Source organism: Paenibacillus sp. Negev47, from assembly GCF_058313655.1.
In genome coordinates, this window is sequence record NZ_CM177754.1 from 3,653,289 (window position 1) to 3,670,403 (window position 17,115).

Sequence of the window (17,115 nt, forward strand, 5' to 3'; positions counted from 1 at the left end):
GGAGAACTGATATGAATATTCCCAGAGGAACCTATGGTTTTCGGTTCGCTGAAGACAAGGTGCTCCAACTATGTTCACTATTTGCTGCCGGATCTGATTCTATAACGGACCCTTCTTATCTCTGGGATGGACTCGAACGTACGGATGGGCCTCTCCTGTTATTCCAGTATACGATCTCGGGTGAAGGTGTATTTGAGTCAAATAATTGCATCCACCATGTCACTGCAGGACAAGCTTTTTTGGCCGAAATCCCAGGTCCACATCGCTATTACTACCATTCGGAATCGAAAGAACCTTGGGACTTTCTCTTCCTGTTGTTCCGACCCACGCTTGTTCTGCCCCATTGGCGAAAATTCCTTCGCGAAGTTGGAGAAACACCCTATCTCCCCGCTGACAGTACACCAATCCGGTTGTTGCGAATGATCGTGACCGATGCGGCGACAGGCAGAATCACGGATCCTCTAATTGCATCATCAAGCGTATATCAGTTCATGACAGAACTGGTTAGATTACAGAAAACAACGCTGAGCAACAGAGAAAACTGGTCGGGGAACATCCAACGGGCCGTTGAATACATAGAAAGCAACTATTCTAAGATGATCAGTGTGGATCATCTTGCGGAACATGTTTGCCTTTCCAAATATCACTTCATACGTCGCTTCTCTTCCAGTACAGGTCTGACCCCGGGCGCTTATCTGACCCGCGTTCGCACTGAGAAAGCGATGGAATTGCTGCGTGGAACTGTTCTTAGTATTGAAGTCATTGCCGAACAAGTCGGGTATTCCAGTGGAAGTTATTTTATCAAAGCCTTTCGCGGCATAACTGGCTTTACGCCAGGTGAATTCCGCAGTGGTGGCGAAAGCCTCGTGTATCGTAAATTGTTCTTTGACTAACCGCAATATTATGCTATTCCACATGTAAGATTACTGTAGATATTAATAAAATCCTTTATTATGATGAATTTAGCGAGAGCAATAATTAATCAGTAGAGGAGTATTCCCATGAATCATACGCTTGCAGCATCAACTCCACCGCTTGGCTGGAATAGCTGGGATTGCTATGGCGCGGCCGTTACAGAAGACGAAATTCGTGGTAACGCCGAGTACATGGCAGAACATCTTAAAGACTTCGGCTGGAGTTACATTACGGTTGATATTCAATGGTACGAGCCTTATGCCAATTCTTCTCAATACCGTCCGTTCGTTCCATTAATAATGGATGAATATTCACGGCTTATGCCTGCCGAGAACCGCTTTCCTTCTGCTGCCAATGGACAGGGATTTAAGCCATTAGCCGACTACGTTCATAGTCTTGGGTTGCAATTTGGCATTCATATCATGCGCGGTATTCCGCGTCAAGCTGCACATGCCGGGACTCCGATCCTGGGCACAACCGCCACTGCACGCGATATTGCTCATCCGAACTCCATCTGTCCGTGGAACACAGATATGTACGGTGTCGATAGCTCGAAAGAAGAAGCACAGGCCTATTATGATTCGCTCTTTGAACTGTATGCACAATGGGGCGTTGACTTGGTGAAGGTGGACGATATTGCGGCTTCCAGACTCTACGACACCCATCAGCCTGAGATCGAAATGATATCCAAAGCAATTGACCGCTCCGGTCGGCCTATGGTCCTGAGTCTATCTCCTGGGCCTGCTCCCGTGGAATACTCGGAATTCTTAGCTGAGCATGCGAACATGTGGCGTGTCACGGATGACTTCTGGGATCTATGGCCGCTGTTATTGGATATGTTCGACCGTTGCCGGACGTGGCAAGGTGTTCCCCAAGCGGGTTGCTGGCCAGACTGTGATATGCTGCCTTTAGGTCATATCGGTATCCGTTCTGTAGACGGAGGTGGTGCAGATCGCTGGACTCGGTTCACACCTGACGAGCAGTTGACGATGATGTCACTGTGGAGTATCTTCCGTTCCCCGCTTATCTTCGGTGGTGAACTTCGAGATAACGATGATTGGACACTGTCGCTGTTAACCAACCGAGAGGTTCTTCGAATGCATCGTGAGAGTTATGGAGCCAGAGAAGCCTTACGTCAGGAAGAACTTATCGTATGGACAGCTCAACATGGTGATGGCTCGTCCTACGTCGCTGTATTCAATACAGGCGAGAAATCTCTGCCCGTGGATCTCAATATAGAGGAAATCAGCCTCTCGGGTATTACCGAAGGTACGGAATTATGGAGCGGAGAAGCAGCTGATTTCACAAAGAACGCCTTAGTTACAACTGTACCGGCGCATGGTGTACGCCTCTATCGGTTTACCTAGGCTTACAAAAGACAAGAGAGGTCTGTCATGAATTAGACAGACCTCTCTTTCATTTCGGTTTCATCGTTAAGATTGGTTACAAAAGATATCTTTCTACCATTTAAACGTCCCTTTTTTTGATGGAAACGATGACTTTTCCTTTCACACGACCCTCTCCAAGATCTTGAATGGCCTGAGCTCCTTCACTTAATGAGTACTCCCGATCAACAATCGGTAAAACTTGGCCTGATTCAACAAGTTCTTTCCATACCTCTTGATCTTCATGATTCGGTTTATGAACGAGAAGTTTTATTTGCTTATGCTCAAGCCGCGCAATAATCGGTGCCCACAGCAGATTGAGAAGAATACGCCGCATTGGACCTCCGACCATCACATATATGCCTCCGCTGACTAATGCACGCTTCAAAGCAAAAACAGAATGCTTACCGATGACATCCAGAATCAGGTCGTATTGCACTCCCCTTGCAGTAAAATCCGCTTTCCTATAATCCAACACATGGTCAGCTCCAACAGCGATTAACATACTCAGCTTGTCAGCGCTATCAACGCCAGTCACCTCTGCCCCAAGCAATTTGGCATATTGGATGGCAAATGTTCCGACTCCGCCACCGGCGCCATTAATCAGAACACGTTGCCCCTTTTGCAGATCTCCCCGATCACGCAGGCCTTGCAACGCCAGAACGGCTGCCTGAGGGATGGCTGCTGCCTGCACATAGTTGATACCCGCAGGTTTTGATGTCAAGGCACTTTCCGTAGCACATACATATTCAGCGAATCCGCCCCAGTTGCAGCCGGAAAGATCTCCGAACACCTCGTCTCCTGGTTTGAATCGTGTGGCAGCAGCTCCAACGGCGATTACCCGACCTGCTACATCTGCTCCAAGAATTCGATAACGAGGCTGCCGGACCGCGCCGATGCGGGTAACGAATGGTTTACCACGAAGGAGATCCCAATCCCAGGAGTTTACCGAGGTTGCATGGACCTCAATTAATACTTCATGATCCTTGGGCACAGGGATGGCTACTTTTTCTAATCGAAGGACTTCTGGCGTTCCGTAAGTATCATATACCAATGCATTCATGGTGTTATTACTTTGTTCACCTGGCAATCCAGCATCATTCGTTTTTTCTCCCATGATCATTCTCCATTCGACAGACGTATGTGTATCCATGGTCATTTACCCAGTGTTCCCGTCAAAGTAGGCAGACTGCAGAAATGAATAATTAATTTTCCAGATCATCCATAGCTTGAACAGCTAGATGAAATGCTTTAATTCTTCTTTCCAGAAGAGTTTTTTGAGGGCTACCTTCTTTGGATTTAGCATACATGCTCTCAAGAGATGGGAACAATCCAATCAAAACAAGGCGAGCCCCTGCTATGTCTTGTTCGGTGTACGGATGAGAATTTCGGTTCCAGACAAATTCCAACATGGCTAAGCCGATGTATAAAGCTTTGATGCGTTTCTGCACTAGAGTCGTGTTATTACCTTTCTGAGTCATATTCGCTAAGGCATTTTCTGATTTGCGGATTGTTGATTCAAAGGCTTGGATGGATTGTAATTGTTCTTCATATGACACGTTTTCCATGGAGTACTGACCTCTCTTTTTCTCCTGAACGATTCCCGTTGAATACTTGTATTCATTTCACATATTGAATATTATCTTACGCCACTTAGAGAGATTGAGCAATTAGAACAACAATCCACTATTCAGAACCAGTTTAGATAAAATATGATTTATTTTCACTAACCCATTGTGCGAACGTTCTAGCGGATCTTCCGGTTACTTCTTCGATGGTTGGTAGTACCGTATACACCTCTGCTGGCGGATTATTACCCATCTGAATAACAAAGTACTGGATGAAATCATCATCAAATCCATTTTGCTTCCATTCTTCTATCACTTGCTCTTCCGACAGTTCGATCACCTCGATCGGTCTTTCAATAACTTTGGATATTTGTTGGACCATACTTCGAATAGACAATGCTTCGGGACCAGTCAAGTTGTATATTCTGCTGCTATGTTCTGGTTCAGTTAGTGCCTTAACGGCTACACTGGCAATGTCGGCTTCATGAATTCGTGCACTTAAGCTATCGGGGAAACCATGACGTACGACACCTTCTGCCTGAATTGATTCAGCCCAACCACTCCACACCCTGAAGATGGGGTTCGACGGTTTCAGGCTTGTCGAGATCGCCAAGGGCTACTTGTGCGCCTGCAGGTAAATTCCCTTCTTTTCTGGACAACGCTTTTACCGCTGCGCCCTTGTCCAATAGTTGCTCGACAATATGTCTGCCAACGCTCCCCGTTGCGCCTGTAACCAATACATTCATTGATATATCCTCCCTAACTTTGATCGTCCTTCTTCGTTTGTTAAACTCAAGGTACTTCGTTACAATAAAGTATGGTGTAACACCATAGTCAAGGAGGATTTAATGAATCATTCTCTAACACATCTGTCGTCAGGACAATTTGCTAAATTGATGGGTATCAGCAAAGACACTCTTTTTCACTATGATCGATTGGGCATTCTTTCACCTGAGATTAAAGCTGATAATGGATACAGATACTATTCGATGAATCAAATGGATGTCTTTAAAGTCATCACCATTCTAAAAGAATTGGATATGCCTTTGAAGGAAATTAAGAATTATCTGGATCAAAGATCCCCAGAGAAACTAATCACTTTGCTTGAGGATGAAGAGGCTCTTCTAGAATTGAAAATTAATAAACTGATTAAAATGAAACAACTAATCTCAGAGAAAAAAGAAATCACTGCTTCTGCGTTAAAAATCAATCCAGCCTTCATTGGTTTTGAAGACATGTCGGCGGAAGCCCTGGTTATTACCGCGGCCGACCCTTACACCAATGACGAGAGCTTCTATGAATCTATGCTTAAGCATGACAAGTATTTAGAGAGTCATCATCTGAACGCATCTCATACGGTAGGCTGGATGCGAGATACCAAAGCGGTATTAGCCAATGAAGCGTTCAATTACGATTATCTGTATACCCGAATCAGTAACGATTCAACGCATGCCAATTTCAAAAAGGAGAACGGTACTTACTTAATTGCCTATCATACGGATGGGTATTCCAGTGTAGAGACAACCTATGATCGAATGCTACAACACAGTGAACGTGAGGGTTTAAACCTTATTGGATATTTTTATGAGGATGTTTTGTTAGATGATCTTTCAGTGAGAGGTTATGAGCACTATACGATTAAAATTTCTGTTCGCATTTCAAAATAAGGATTAATCCATAAAACAAAAAAAGCCGCTTAAATAGCGACTTTCAATGTTATACCTGTATATCAGTGCTAGAGTACTTTTTCCAAGAAGCTGATCGTCCGCTCATTCTTCGGATTCCCAAATATTTCTGCAGGAGTCCCCTGCTCAACAATATAACCACCATCCATGAAGATCACGCGATCAGCTACCTCACGGGCAAAACCCATCTCATGGGTAACGATCATCATCGTCATGCCTTCGCTCGCGAGGTCTTTCATAACACCTAGGACTTCTCCTACCATCTCAGGGTCCAGCGCCGAGGTTGGTTCATCAAATAACATGACGTCCGGATTCATGGCAAGTGCACGAGCGATAGCTACACGTTGTTTTTGTCCACCTGACAGTTGCGTTGGATAGCTGTCTGCTTTGTCAGACAGACCCACACGTTCAAGTAATTGGAGTGCTGTATCACGCGCCTGCTGTGCATTTAATATCCCGAGTTCTCTAGGTGCAAACATGATGTTTTTAAGTACACTAAAATGAGGGAACAAGTTAAAATGTTGAAATACCATGCCAATATTTTCACGAGCTTTGTTCAAATTGGTTTTAGGGTCATTTAGATCCTGATCATCCACGATCACTCGACCTGCCGTAATGGCATCTAATTGATTGATGCAGCGCAAGAAAGTACTTTTCCCTGAACCCGAAGGTCCGATGACACAGACGACTTCTCCTTCGTTGACCGCCACATCAATTCCCTTAAGGACCTGATTCGTACCGAAACTTTTTTTTAAACCTTCAACTTTTATTTTAGCCACGACGAACCTTCACCTCCAGATAATCAGCAATTTTGGTCAATGTGATGATCACAATCAGGTACATAATCGCAACCGTTAACCAAATGTCAAAAGAGGAGAACGTTCTTGCAATTACGATTTTACCCGATTGTGTCAACTCTACGAGACCAATGACGGATAAGATTGACGTATCCTTCAATGTGATAACCATCTGGTTAATGAAAGAAGGTATCATAACCCGTACAGCCTGCGGAATGACGATCTTTATCATTGCTTTACGATAAGGAAGTCCCAATGAACGGGCAGCTTCCATCTGTCCACGATCAATCGATTGAATACCGCCACGAATAATCTCGGTGACGTACGCTCCTGCATTCAAACTAAGTGTGAGTATCGCTGCCAAGAACAACGGCATCGTGAATCCCATAGCCTGTGGTATCCCGAAATAAATAAAGAATGCCAGGACAATCAGCGGAATGCCGCGGAAGATATCCACAAATACGGTGGCAACACCACGAAGGAATTTGTTCTGTCCTACCTTCATAAATCCGAAAATCAGACCGATGATAAACGCGAAGAACAGGGATACTATTGTGTATAAAAGAGTGTTTCCCAACCCTTTAAACAGGGCAGGAAGAGATTTCTGAATGAGCTCCCAACGACCCTGATTTACGACTTGGGCATTCTCTCCAACATATTCCTCTATAATGCGCTCATACTCACCGTTAGCTTTGATATTCACAAGGCCAGCATTGAACATCTCCAGAAGTTCCTGATTTTCACCCTTACTTACCGCAAATCCGTAGGAAGCCCCGTCTTCTTTGTCGGTAACGACTTTTAAACCATTATTCTGTTTTACCCCAAACCTTAGAACAGGTTCATCTTCAAAACACGCGGCCGAATTACCGGTCTTAACATCATCATACATTTGTGAAGAATCGTCGAAAGGAACAATGGTAAAGCCATATTTCGAGGCGATGGACTCAGCAAAACTGTACCCCTCTGTACCCGTTTTCACGGCTACCTTTTTACCGCGAAGATCTTCGTAGCTTTTAATGGTGTCATTACTGGCGCTAATCCCCATAACTACACCTGAATCATAGTATGGCTCTGAGAAATCAAATTTTGCTTTTCTTTCATCCGTAATACTCATCCCTGCGATCACACCATCGACCTGGTTGGCCTCAAGCGCTTGCACAGCTGCGTTAAATCCCAGAGCTTTAATTTGGTACTTGAAATTCTGATCTTTGGCGATTGCTGCCAATAGATCCATATCAATACCTACATAATCCCCATTCTCATCTTGATATTCAAATGGAGCAAATGTGATATCGGTTCCGATAACATACGTTTTACTGGAATTGGATGTGGCTGAGGCATCTCCCGCCCATCCTGATAGACCGCTCACCAGGAGCAGCATCAGTGAAAGTATAAAAAATGAGATCTTCGTTGTTTTCATGTGTCCTCCCCTGTCTCGGTACGTCCGAATAATCATTATTTTCTTTGGTATCGGTATTACTGCCCTGCTTTTAATCGATCTTTTGCACATTTGATTGTTATTATTTACTGTATATTAACAATCAATGCTCTGCCTTTCCACTTGCAACATTTTCCTCCGCAAAAATTTTTTCCAACCAGTAAATGCCCTCTTATACTTACCCTTATGATAAGCTTTACGAAACCCAATATTACATCGCAAATCAGAAAAAAGGTACATTTACTTTAAAACGTTACTTTTAAAATTTAAGAAATCAAAAAAGCCGCGTTTTCCGCGACTTTTTGATGTACAGTTTTTTTATTTTCTATTAATTCGCTTTGCTTGTCAATACTATCTCAAACTCCGAACCAGCTTCACCCGCAAACACAATGCTGCCGTTCTCAGGCAATACAACTTCATTTTGCCCGCTAACCACGGTGTGATTGATGCCGATTCCAGACTGGTTGTACACAGCAAAAGCGCTTCGGGTAGGCATTTTAACGGTCATTTCCTTACCAGCAGCTGATGCCGGAATCGAGAACCATGTGGCATGACCATTCGCTTGAATGGTTGTCTTCGACTGTCTTCCTGTATAGATCGGTTTTACAATTTCCTGAGCAGCATAGACGTTGCCTCCAGCTGTAACGTATTCTACACCATTTTCCTCATAGAAATTGAACTCCATCGTGTCACGGCCCGCCAATCCAGGAATTTGCAATTGATTCACGGCTTGGTTCGCTCCAATGATTTTATTCGTGTAGATATAACCCGGCAGTTCGTTAAAGGTATGCATCGGAATCATCGGCATAGCTGTGTTATACAATGTTGATGTGAACTTTTCGTTGACCAACACATAGGCTTTGCCTTCCCGCTTCTTCCATGCGGATTTCACTTCTTCAGCCAATTCGTTAGTTTCAAGTTTTTCTGCCTTGTATTCCGAGGAAGCGATCTGCCCAAGACCCGGCACCGACTGATACGAGCGAGACCACAAATATGTGTTTCCATTGACTTCCTGAACGAATTTCAACTTTTCCGAACCTGTGTTATTAACAAAAGAACCATCAGCGATGTACGTGTATGTCTGATCAGGACTGTTAGGAGATGACAGATTGGACATGGTTAATTGCCCGCCATCCTTCACGTCCAAGTTCATTAACATGTTAGCACCACCGCCATACATACCTGTATGCTGTGTAAGTTCCTTCGGCATGGTTGCTTTTACTGGCGTGCCATGTGACTTCTCCGGCTTACGCTCCGGAATGATATTCTTCTCCTCGAGCGCGCCAAGCAACAGTTCGGTTGCCAGCAATTGATCCGTTGAGCTGTGACCTCCCGAAGAAGTTACGGCAGCAGCCATATTATATTCAGGAAGCACAATCAATGAGGAATGATAGGTTATCGTATTGCCGCCTTTGCTTACTGCCTGGATGCCATAATCATTAAAAGGAAACAAGTTTACGCTATCCCAGCCCAAGCCATAGCCAACGGACGTATCGCCATCTTCCGGCCACATACCTCTCTTGTATTCTTCTTGCTCCATAGCCTCTACAGATTCCTGTGAAAGAACACCTTCAACCTCACCTGTGAAGATTTTCGAGAATTGAACCAAATCTTCAGCGGTGGAATAGAGGCCACCGGAAGCAATCATGTTTGTAGTCTCTAAGGGAAGCTGCTCCCCATGCGACGGGGAATATGTTGCTGCCATCTGGCTAAGATTCACATCGTCCTGCGGTGTTTTGGTATGGTCCATACCAAGAGGTTCCGTTATGTACCGGTGTATGAAAGTGGTGAAACTCATGCCGCTGACCCGCTCAACCAGAATCTCAGCTAAGGTAAAACCATCATTGCTATACACCGAGTATGCACCAGGATCTGCCTTCAGATGTTGCGTCGCCAATTGTTCAAGTAACGTATCATGTGCGTAGGTATCCTTGTCCCCGAACAGTATTGCACTATTACTCGACGTTCCAAGAAGCCCGGATGAATGATTCAGCAGCATGCGTGGTGTGATCTGTTGGTAACGCTTATCTTTCATTTTAAAGTCCGGAATATAATTCACGACAGGCTCATCGAGATCGATCTCGCCTTGGTCTACTAGCTTCATTACGGCAGTTGCGAGCACCATTTTGCTGGTTGAACCTATGCCATACATTGTATTAGAAGAAAGGGGAATGTTGTTCTTCTGGTCATTTTTGCCTAACTGACCGGAGATTACAATCTCTCCCTCTTCCATCAGCGCGTATTGCACACTTGTCGTAGCGTATGATTCAGTAAGTACCTTGGCCTTCGCGACTACTGCCTTTTTGGTCAGATCATACGTAAGATTACTTCCGTTACTTGTAGCGGATACAGCCATGGCGGACATAGGGGATATCATCGCGAACACCAAGGTTATCGCGGCGATGGAAGTTCGTTTTTTCAGTGTCAATCTCATCTTCTCCTGTCTTATCTATGAATTAGGAATCTCTGTGGTAGTACTCCAGTAGTGTAACCGAAGAAGATGAACTGTCTGTTGCTTCAATATGAACCGAGTATGAACCAACCCAAGCAGGCGCGTTACACGGGAAATATCAACCAGTCTAAACTTTGCTTTATTGCCAATTCAACTTTTACCATGATAGTATTCAATGGAGTGCCAGAAGTAACCATAATTACATAAGAACATGCAATCCATAATCTCAGCATCACTACAGGAGTTGAATCCATGCTAAAAGTGAATCGCAATGACCATCGCCCGATCTGGCAGCAACTTCTTGACCAAGCTATTCAACATATTACAACCGGAAAATGGCCGCCGGGCGAATTGCTACTTCCATCACGTGAACTCGCACAATTAATTGGCGTTTCACGATCAACCATACAAATTGTCTACGAGGAACTATTCAGCAGAGGGTATACGGTAACCTCCCGTCGTAGCGGGACGAGGGTCAGTCATTGGACATATGCGCCTCGTTCATCGGAGGATGTCGCGATCCAGGGACCTATCCCTCCCGAACTGCCTATACTAAACGATTCGATTGGTCATCTGCATAGTTGGTTTGGCAATAGAGACAATCGCAAAATAGAAATTGATTTTAATCCCCACGAGCCTTATCTGGATGAAAGTTTCACAAAAGCCTGGAGGCAATCTTTTTTACAAGCTTCCACTGAACCTAATTTGGATATATGGGCTTATGGCGATGCCAGAGGGTTACTGGCGTTAAGAGAACAGATTCAGCGTTATTTGTCACTTGAACGAGGCATTCATATCGATGTTGATCAAATCTTGTTAACCTCTGGTGCACAACATAGCATTGATTTAATTGCTCAGGCACTCTTAAGTGAGGGAGACAGAGTTTCGGTAGAGGACCCCGGGTTCCCTGCTGCTTGGATGGCGATGAAATATCGACGGATGCAGGTTGAACCCGTTCCTGTCGATGAGTATGGAATCTGTGTAGATCGCATTCACCCAGATACTAAACTCGTATTCGTCACACCTTCTCATCAATGCGCAGTTGGCGTTATTATGTCGGAGCCCCGCAGGCAACAATTAATGCATATGGCTGCTCATCATCGATTTTGGATTGTTGAGGATGACTACGATAGCGAATTTAGATACCGCGGAGATCCACTTCCGACCATTTTCAGTCAGCAACCTCAGAATACGCTTTATATGATGAGTTTCTCCAAGATGGTTGCGCCTGGCATTCGACTATCCGCTATCATCGGACCCAAAAAGGCTATTGATCGGCTAACCCAAGTGCACGAACTAACGTATCGTCATCTGCCGATTATGGAACAATTAACGCTTACTCACTTTATTGAACGTGGTCATTTCATGCGCCATATGAGAAGAGTTCGGAATATATATCGACGCAGACACGAAGTCATGACCAAAGCCATTGTAGCTTCTGGGCTAATTTCACAATTTACATTAAGTGGTGTGGAAACGGGATTGCATATGCTTCTTGAATCTGAAACGTCGTTTGACGAAGAAGTGATGACCGATGCTGCCCTTGATCAAGGCGTACGCGTATACCCGCTTAGTAAATATTGCCTGGAAAGTAATCGAAAAGGATGGATATTAGGTTTTGCGAAAGTGGATGAGGATAGAATTGAGGAAGGTATACATCGCCTTGCACAGACTCTATTATAATGAAGGACATTTTTTCCAATCCGGTCTGAAAGGAAGTATTGTATTTTGAAAATTTCCGTGTTAGGTGCCACTGGGAGAGTTGGAAGTCATCTCGTCTCTCATGCATTACGTTCCAATCATCAAGTAACCGCACTGGTTAGAAGCCCGGAGAAGGTACAAATTAGTGATAAAAATTTCATTCTGCATCAAGGGAATGCTTTAGTCAAAGAAGATATTCATCTCGCCATGCAGGGGGCTGATCTCGTTGTTAGTGCCTTGGGCACCGATGGAACGACTACATTATCGCAATCCATGAGATTGATTGTTGAAGCTATGGCTCAGGAGCGCATGAAAAGAATCATTACCATAGGTACGGCAGGAATATTGGAAAGTCGAACCGATCCTGGCTTGCTTCGTTTTCAATCCTCCGAATCCAAACGTAAATCAACGCGCGCAGCAATGGAGCATCTAGAAATGTACAACATTCTCAAGGCATCAGAGTTAGAATGGACCATTGTGTGCCCTACCTACTTGTATGACGGAGAATCGCTCGGTAAGTACCGAGTTGAGCGCGACTACTTGCCTGATGGCGGAACTTCTATATCCGTCATGGATACTGCGGAGTTTGCTTATCAACAAATAACGTGTGGGGAGTATGTGGAGTCACGTGTAGGTATAGCCTATTAACTTACGGTATATCTCTCCTGTTCAAAAAAGAAAGTTTCAACATAGCAAGCAAAATAAGAGCCTGCAATTGTTATCCATCAGGAACAATTGCAGGCTCTATATGTGTCTGCTGTTGAACTATTTAAGCCCTTCATATAGAGGAAATTGCGAAGTGATTTCGCGGACACTACCTAATATCTGATTTTTCACCTTCAAACTTTTGGGATTTTTGAAAGCCACCCCTATAAGCTGTCCGATTTCTTTCATTTCCCTGGCTCCAAGTCCTCTTGACGTCATAGCCGGAGTTCCAAAACGAATACCGCTCGTGACCAAAGGACTTGCCGTATCGTGAGGGATTGCATTTTTATTCGCTGTAATCCCCACTTCATCAAGTAAAGCTTCGGCTTCTTTGCCTGTAAGGTCCATAGTTCGTAAGTCAACCAACACGATATGATTATCTGTCCCACCCGATACAAGGGTGAGTCCTTCATTCATTAAAGTTTCTGCCAATACGTTGGCGTTATTCAGAACACCTTCAATATATGTTGTGAAATCGGATTGCAATGCCTCACCTAACGCCACCGCCTTCCCTGCTATGACATGCATGAAAGGCCCACCCTGAGTTCCCGGGAATACAGCTTTATCGATCGCCTGTGCCCACGACTCCCGACACAAAATGGCTCCCCCTCGTGGTCCTCGCAAAGTCTTGTGCGTGGTAGTTGAAACAAAATGGGCATGCGGTACCGGATTAGGATGCAAACCTGCTGCGACTATTCCGGCTATATGCGCCATATCTACAAAGAAAAGGGCTCCCACTTCGGCGGCAATTTGGGCGAATAATTCAAACTCAATGGTCCGCGGGTATGCACTCCCACCTGCAACGATCATGCGTGGACGATACTTATAGGCCAGTTTACGTACTTCGTTAAAGTCAATGCGGCCTGTTTGTGCATCGACACCATATGGAACAAACTTATAAAATCTCCCAGAAAAATTAACAAGACTTCCGTGTGTTAGATGACCACCTTGGGATAGATTCATGCCAAGTATTGTGTCACCAATCTCAACCGAGGCAAAATACACAGCCATGTTGGCCTGAGAACCGGAGTGAGGCTGCACATTCGCATGTTCAGCTCCAAAAAGTGCTTTAAGGCGGCGATTCGCTATCTCCTCGATTGTATCTACATGCTCACAACCGCCATAATATCTTCTGCCCGGATACCCCTCCGCATATTTATTGGTCAATACTGAGCCGGTTGCTTCCATCACAGCTTGACTTACAAAATTCTCTGATGCAATCAATTCTATCGTATCCCGCTGTCTTCCAAGCTCTTGCTGGATAGCATTTGCCACGACTTTATCTTGCTTCTCCAATTGTTTCATGAACATCTTCCTCTCAACATAACAGTTATCAATTCGATTCAAATTGTCTTTTTGGAAATTTGCTATTCATCAGTAGATGTGCCATCATTCCTGCAAAAAGTCCCCAAAATGCACCACCGACACCAAGTAAAGTCACATTCGCTGCTGTCGCTAAAAATGTTATCAATGCGGTTTCACGTCCTTTAGGATCCGTTAATGCATTCGCAAGACTCCCCCCAATTGTTCCGAGTAAGGCTAGTCCGGCTAATGTTGCAATAAAAGTAGCAGGAAGAATCAAAAACAGAGCAGCCAATGTTACGCCAAAAATGCCGACAAAAATATAAAAAATTCCACAAGCAATACCTGCTATATATCGTTTAGTTGCATCTTCATGTGCATCTTTTCCTGTACAAATCGCTGCTGTAATAGCTGCCACATTAAAAGCATGTGATCCGAATGGAGCTGCAAGAAGTGAACCCAAACCTGTTACGGCCAAAATGGGATTGGCACTTGTCTTGAATCCATCATTACGCAAAACAAGCATTCCGGGCATATACTGCCCTGTCAAGGTAATAATGAACAGCGGGAGCGCAACGCCAAGTAAAGCATTTAACGAAAATGCTGGAACAACAAATACAGGCGATGCGACCGCCAATTGGATCGTACTGAAGTCTGTTTTCCCCATGCAAATCAAATAAATCAAACCGATTGCCAATATACCAACAATGGCATAACGGGAAGTAAATCTTCTTAGCACGATGTAGGCTGCAAACAGCACAGTAACAAGCAAAGGATCAACCTTCGCTCCTCCAAAGGCCGATATTCCAAACTGTAGTAGAATACCTGCTAACAATCCGGAGGCGATGCCTGGGGGAATCAGTCGAACGAAACGTTCAAACATACCTGACCAACCCAAAATAATAAATCCAACTGCCGAAATCATGTAAGCGCCAATAGCTTCTGGATAAGGGGTTACCGCTAATGCTGAAACGAGAAACGCCACACCCGGTGTAGACCAGGCTGTAATAATCGGTTCCTTGTATCGATAACTGAGCCAGATCCCCGTTACTCCTACCCCAATCGAGATGGACCAAATCCAGGAAGTAGTCATTTCCGGGCTTAAACCAGCCACTTTTGCAGCTTGAAACACAAGAATAAATGTCCCCCCGTAATTAACAATTACGGATATTAAAGCGGCGATAACCGGTGAGATCAGATCGCGACCACGTAACGAAGGGGATGCTGTCTTCATATTTAACACTACCTCTCACTTAATCATCGATGCGTGTGTTTTCATTCCAGTAATATTCGTCCGGTAAATAGCGTGGTCCAAATACACTTGTTCCTACACGTATCAATGTAGCTCCTTCTTCAATAGCGACCTGGAAGTCACCGGACATGCCCATCGATAGAATATCCATTTCTACACGCGGGATGTTTTTCTCTTTAATTTGAGTGCGAATACGGTTTAACAAACGAAAGCAATGCCGTGTTTCTTCGTTTGTCGCATTCAGTTTTCCAATGGTCATTAAGCCTTTCACGTTCAACGTTTCGAATTGAGTTAACTGTTCTACAAGCTCAACGGCAGTTTCTGGAGAGGCACCAAATTTACTTTCTTCGTAGGACGTGTTAATTTGCACAAGAATGTCTAGGGTCTTATTCTCTTTGAGAAGCTGGTTATGTAACGCCTGACCCAGTTTCAGACGATCTACGGAATGGATGAGAGTAACATATTTAACAACGTCCTTTACTTTATTCGTTTGCAGATGTCCGATAAAATGCCATTCCACCTGTTTGCTTTGTTCCATGAGCGGGAATTTATCTCGGAGTTCTTGAGCTTTGTTCTCTCCGAATAGGACCTCACCTGCTTGAATAGCAATTTGTAATTTCTCTAACGGAACCGTTTTGGTGGCGAGCAACAATGTAATGTCCGTTATGTCACGCCCCGAAGACTGGCAGGCCAAGGCAATTTGCTGTCTTACCGATTGGAGATTTTCTTCAACTAGATGCTTCATGTCATCTGCCTTCTTTCTATTCCGCACAGGAATGGATAATTGAGATTAGCTCCTCCTTATGTATTGTGAAGACTGTGTAGAACGTCATGCTAGTATAACAACGGATGGATTGGTTATAAATATCCAAAGACTCTATAATTGAGCAATCCAAAACAAATGTAAAAAAGCCGCTAAATTAGCGGCTTGGTTTAGTCCTATGCTCATCTCCACGAGGTGAGAAACATGCTATAAGATGATTTACTCGTTAACATTTTCCTTGGTTACCAGTTTCAATTCAGCGGGGATCGATGGCTCCACCTGCTTACCACTGAGCACATCCAGAGCAGCTTGCAATGCCAATTCGCCAATCAGTACGGGCTGCTGAGCGACCGTAGCCGTCAACTTTCCATCCTGAATGGATTTGATTGCATCGTCATTGCCGTCAAATCCGATGACCGGAATGTCCTTACCCGAGCTTTGGATCGCTTCAATCGCACCAAGTGCCATCTCGTCATTATGAGCAAATACAGCCTGTACGTCAGGATTACCCTGAAGCAGGTTCTCCATGACATTCAATCCTTTGGACCGATCGAAATCAGCAGACTGTTTGGAAACCACATCGAGTTTCTGGTCAGCCACTTCATGGAAGCCTTTACCCCGCTCTCTTGTTGCGGAAGCACCAGGCACACCCTCAAGTTCAATAACTTTTGCTCCTTCACCCAGTTGTTCCACGAAGTATTCTGCTGCCATGCGTCCGCCCTTAACATTATCAGACGCAACTAATGCCGCTACTTCGCCTTTATCTGCGGAGCGATCCAGCGTGATCACGGGAATACCCACGCTGTTGGCGGATTGAACCGCTGTAGAGATCGCTGCGGAGTCTGCAGGGTTAATCAGAAGTGCACTAACTCCCTGTTGAATGAGATCATCCACATCATTTGTTTGTTTGGCAGAATCGTTCTGGGCATCCACCACGATGACCTGTATTCCTTGTTTTTTAGCTTCAGCAACTACCCCGTCCTTCAATGATACGAAGAATGGATTATTGAGTGTTGATATCGACAAACCTATTTTCTTCTGTCCGTTACTTTTGGAAGGGTCAGGTTTCGCCCATTCGGGTGGCTCCAGAGAGCATCCAGCCAGAACAATGATCATCAGCATGCTTACGAGTGTTAAAGTCCACTTTTTCAT

General features: G+C 44.6%; 16 protein-coding genes. 5 read left to right on the forward strand and 11 right to left on the reverse strand.

Translation table 11 applies throughout. The annotated features are described in order from the left end of the window. Window positions 1-11 precede the first annotated feature (11 nt). Both AC4G47_RS16315 and AC4G47_RS16320 read left to right on the forward strand, forming a co-directional pair. Window positions 12-893, forward strand: a complete 882-nt coding sequence (locus AC4G47_RS16315) for a helix-turn-helix domain-containing protein (RefSeq protein WP_491101832.1) — start codon at window positions 12-14, stop codon at window positions 891-893. Between the two features lie 108 nt (window positions 894-1,001). Next, entirely contained in the window at window positions 1,002-2,282 is a 1,281-nt protein-coding gene (locus tag AC4G47_RS16320; RefSeq protein ID WP_491101833.1) for a glycoside hydrolase family 27 protein, read from the forward strand. A gap of 100 nt (window positions 2,283-2,382) precedes the next feature. Here the strand turns inward: AC4G47_RS16320 and AC4G47_RS16325 are convergent, their stop codons facing one another. The 4 genes from AC4G47_RS16325 to AC4G47_RS16340 form a co-directional block, all read right to left on the reverse strand. After that, window positions 2,383-3,417 carry an NAD(P)-dependent alcohol dehydrogenase gene (locus tag AC4G47_RS16325; RefSeq protein WP_491101834.1) on the reverse strand — a complete coding sequence of 345 codons (1,035 nt, stop codon included), beginning with the start codon at window positions 3,415-3,417 and terminating at the stop codon, window positions 2,383-2,385. Between the two features lie 88 nt (window positions 3,418-3,505). Then, on the reverse strand, window positions 3,506-3,868 hold the full coding sequence (locus tag AC4G47_RS16330) for a hypothetical protein (RefSeq protein WP_491101835.1): 363 nt from the start codon (window positions 3,866-3,868) through the stop codon (window positions 3,506-3,508). Between the two features lie 133 nt (window positions 3,869-4,001). After that, complete coding sequence (locus AC4G47_RS16335) at window positions 4,002-4,481, reverse strand: Rossmann-fold NAD(P)-binding domain-containing protein (RefSeq protein ID WP_491101836.1); 480 nt, start codon at window positions 4,479-4,481, stop codon at window positions 4,002-4,004. Then, window positions 4,417-4,614 carry an SDR family oxidoreductase gene (locus tag AC4G47_RS16340; protein WP_491101837.1) on the reverse strand — a complete coding sequence of 66 codons (198 nt, stop codon included), beginning with the start codon at window positions 4,612-4,614 and terminating at the stop codon, window positions 4,417-4,419. Before AC4G47_RS16340 ends, AC4G47_RS16335 begins: the two co-directional genes overlap by 65 nt. Before the next feature lie 102 nt (window positions 4,615-4,716). On the opposite strand from AC4G47_RS16340, the gene AC4G47_RS16345 reads away from it, so the two are divergent. After that, window positions 4,717-5,535, forward strand: a complete 819-nt coding sequence (locus AC4G47_RS16345) for a MerR family transcriptional regulator (RefSeq protein WP_491101838.1) — start codon at window positions 4,717-4,719, stop codon at window positions 5,533-5,535. 68 nt (window positions 5,536-5,603) lie between these two features. On the opposite strand, the gene AC4G47_RS16350 is transcribed toward AC4G47_RS16345, so the two are convergent. The 3 genes from AC4G47_RS16350 to AC4G47_RS16360 all read right to left on the reverse strand — a co-directional run bounded on the left by AC4G47_RS16350 (window position 5,604) and on the right by AC4G47_RS16360 (window position 10,222). Continuing rightward, window positions 5,604-6,332, reverse strand: a complete 729-nt coding sequence (locus tag AC4G47_RS16350; RefSeq protein WP_458126864.1) for an amino acid ABC transporter ATP-binding protein — start codon at window positions 6,330-6,332, stop codon at window positions 5,604-5,606. Then, window positions 6,325-7,770 (reverse strand): amino acid ABC transporter substrate-binding protein/permease, encoded by a 1,446-nt coding sequence (locus AC4G47_RS16355; protein ID WP_491101839.1) that lies wholly within the window; start codon window positions 7,768-7,770, stop codon window positions 6,325-6,327. The genes AC4G47_RS16350 and AC4G47_RS16355 overlap by 8 nt, the downstream gene beginning before the upstream one ends. A gap of 346 nt (window positions 7,771-8,116) precedes the next feature. Continuing rightward, the gene (locus AC4G47_RS16360) at window positions 8,117-10,222 is read right to left on the reverse strand and encodes a serine hydrolase domain-containing protein (protein WP_491101840.1); all 2,106 of its coding nucleotides are present in this window, start codon (window positions 10,220-10,222) and stop codon (window positions 8,117-8,119) included. 270 nt (window positions 10,223-10,492) lie between these two features. On the opposite strand from AC4G47_RS16360, the gene pdxR reads away from it, so the two are divergent. Together pdxR and AC4G47_RS16370 are read left to right on the forward strand one after the other, a co-directional pair. Further along, the gene (gene pdxR / locus AC4G47_RS16365) at window positions 10,493-11,923 is read left to right on the forward strand and encodes a MocR-like pyridoxine biosynthesis transcription factor PdxR (RefSeq protein WP_491101841.1); all 1,431 of its coding nucleotides are present in this window, start codon (window positions 10,493-10,495) and stop codon (window positions 11,921-11,923) included. Between the two features lie 45 nt (window positions 11,924-11,968). Then, window positions 11,969-12,589 (forward strand): NAD(P)-dependent oxidoreductase, encoded by a 621-nt coding sequence (locus tag AC4G47_RS16370; protein WP_491101842.1) that lies wholly within the window; start codon window positions 11,969-11,971, stop codon window positions 12,587-12,589. Window positions 12,590-12,706: 117 nt separating this feature from the next. Here the strand turns inward: AC4G47_RS16370 and glyA are convergent, their stop codons facing one another. The 4 genes from glyA to rbsB form a co-directional block, all read right to left on the reverse strand. Beyond that, window positions 12,707-13,951: a serine hydroxymethyltransferase gene (gene glyA / locus AC4G47_RS16375; protein WP_491101843.1), complete on the reverse strand. Its 1,245-nt coding sequence runs from the start codon at window positions 13,949-13,951 to the stop codon at window positions 12,707-12,709. Between the two features lie 28 nt (window positions 13,952-13,979). Continuing rightward, on the reverse strand, window positions 13,980-15,182 hold the full coding sequence (locus AC4G47_RS16380; protein WP_491101844.1) for a benzoate/H(+) symporter BenE family transporter: 1,203 nt from the start codon (window positions 15,180-15,182) through the stop codon (window positions 13,980-13,982). Between the two features lie 19 nt (window positions 15,183-15,201). Further along, window positions 15,202-15,945 carry a YggS family pyridoxal phosphate-dependent enzyme gene (locus AC4G47_RS16385; RefSeq protein ID WP_491101845.1) on the reverse strand — a complete coding sequence of 248 codons (744 nt, stop codon included), beginning with the start codon at window positions 15,943-15,945 and terminating at the stop codon, window positions 15,202-15,204. Between the two features lie 237 nt (window positions 15,946-16,182). After that, a complete protein-coding gene (rbsB, locus tag AC4G47_RS16390) occupies window positions 16,183-17,115 on the reverse strand; it encodes a ribose ABC transporter substrate-binding protein RbsB (protein WP_491101846.1) in 933 nt (310 codons plus the stop codon).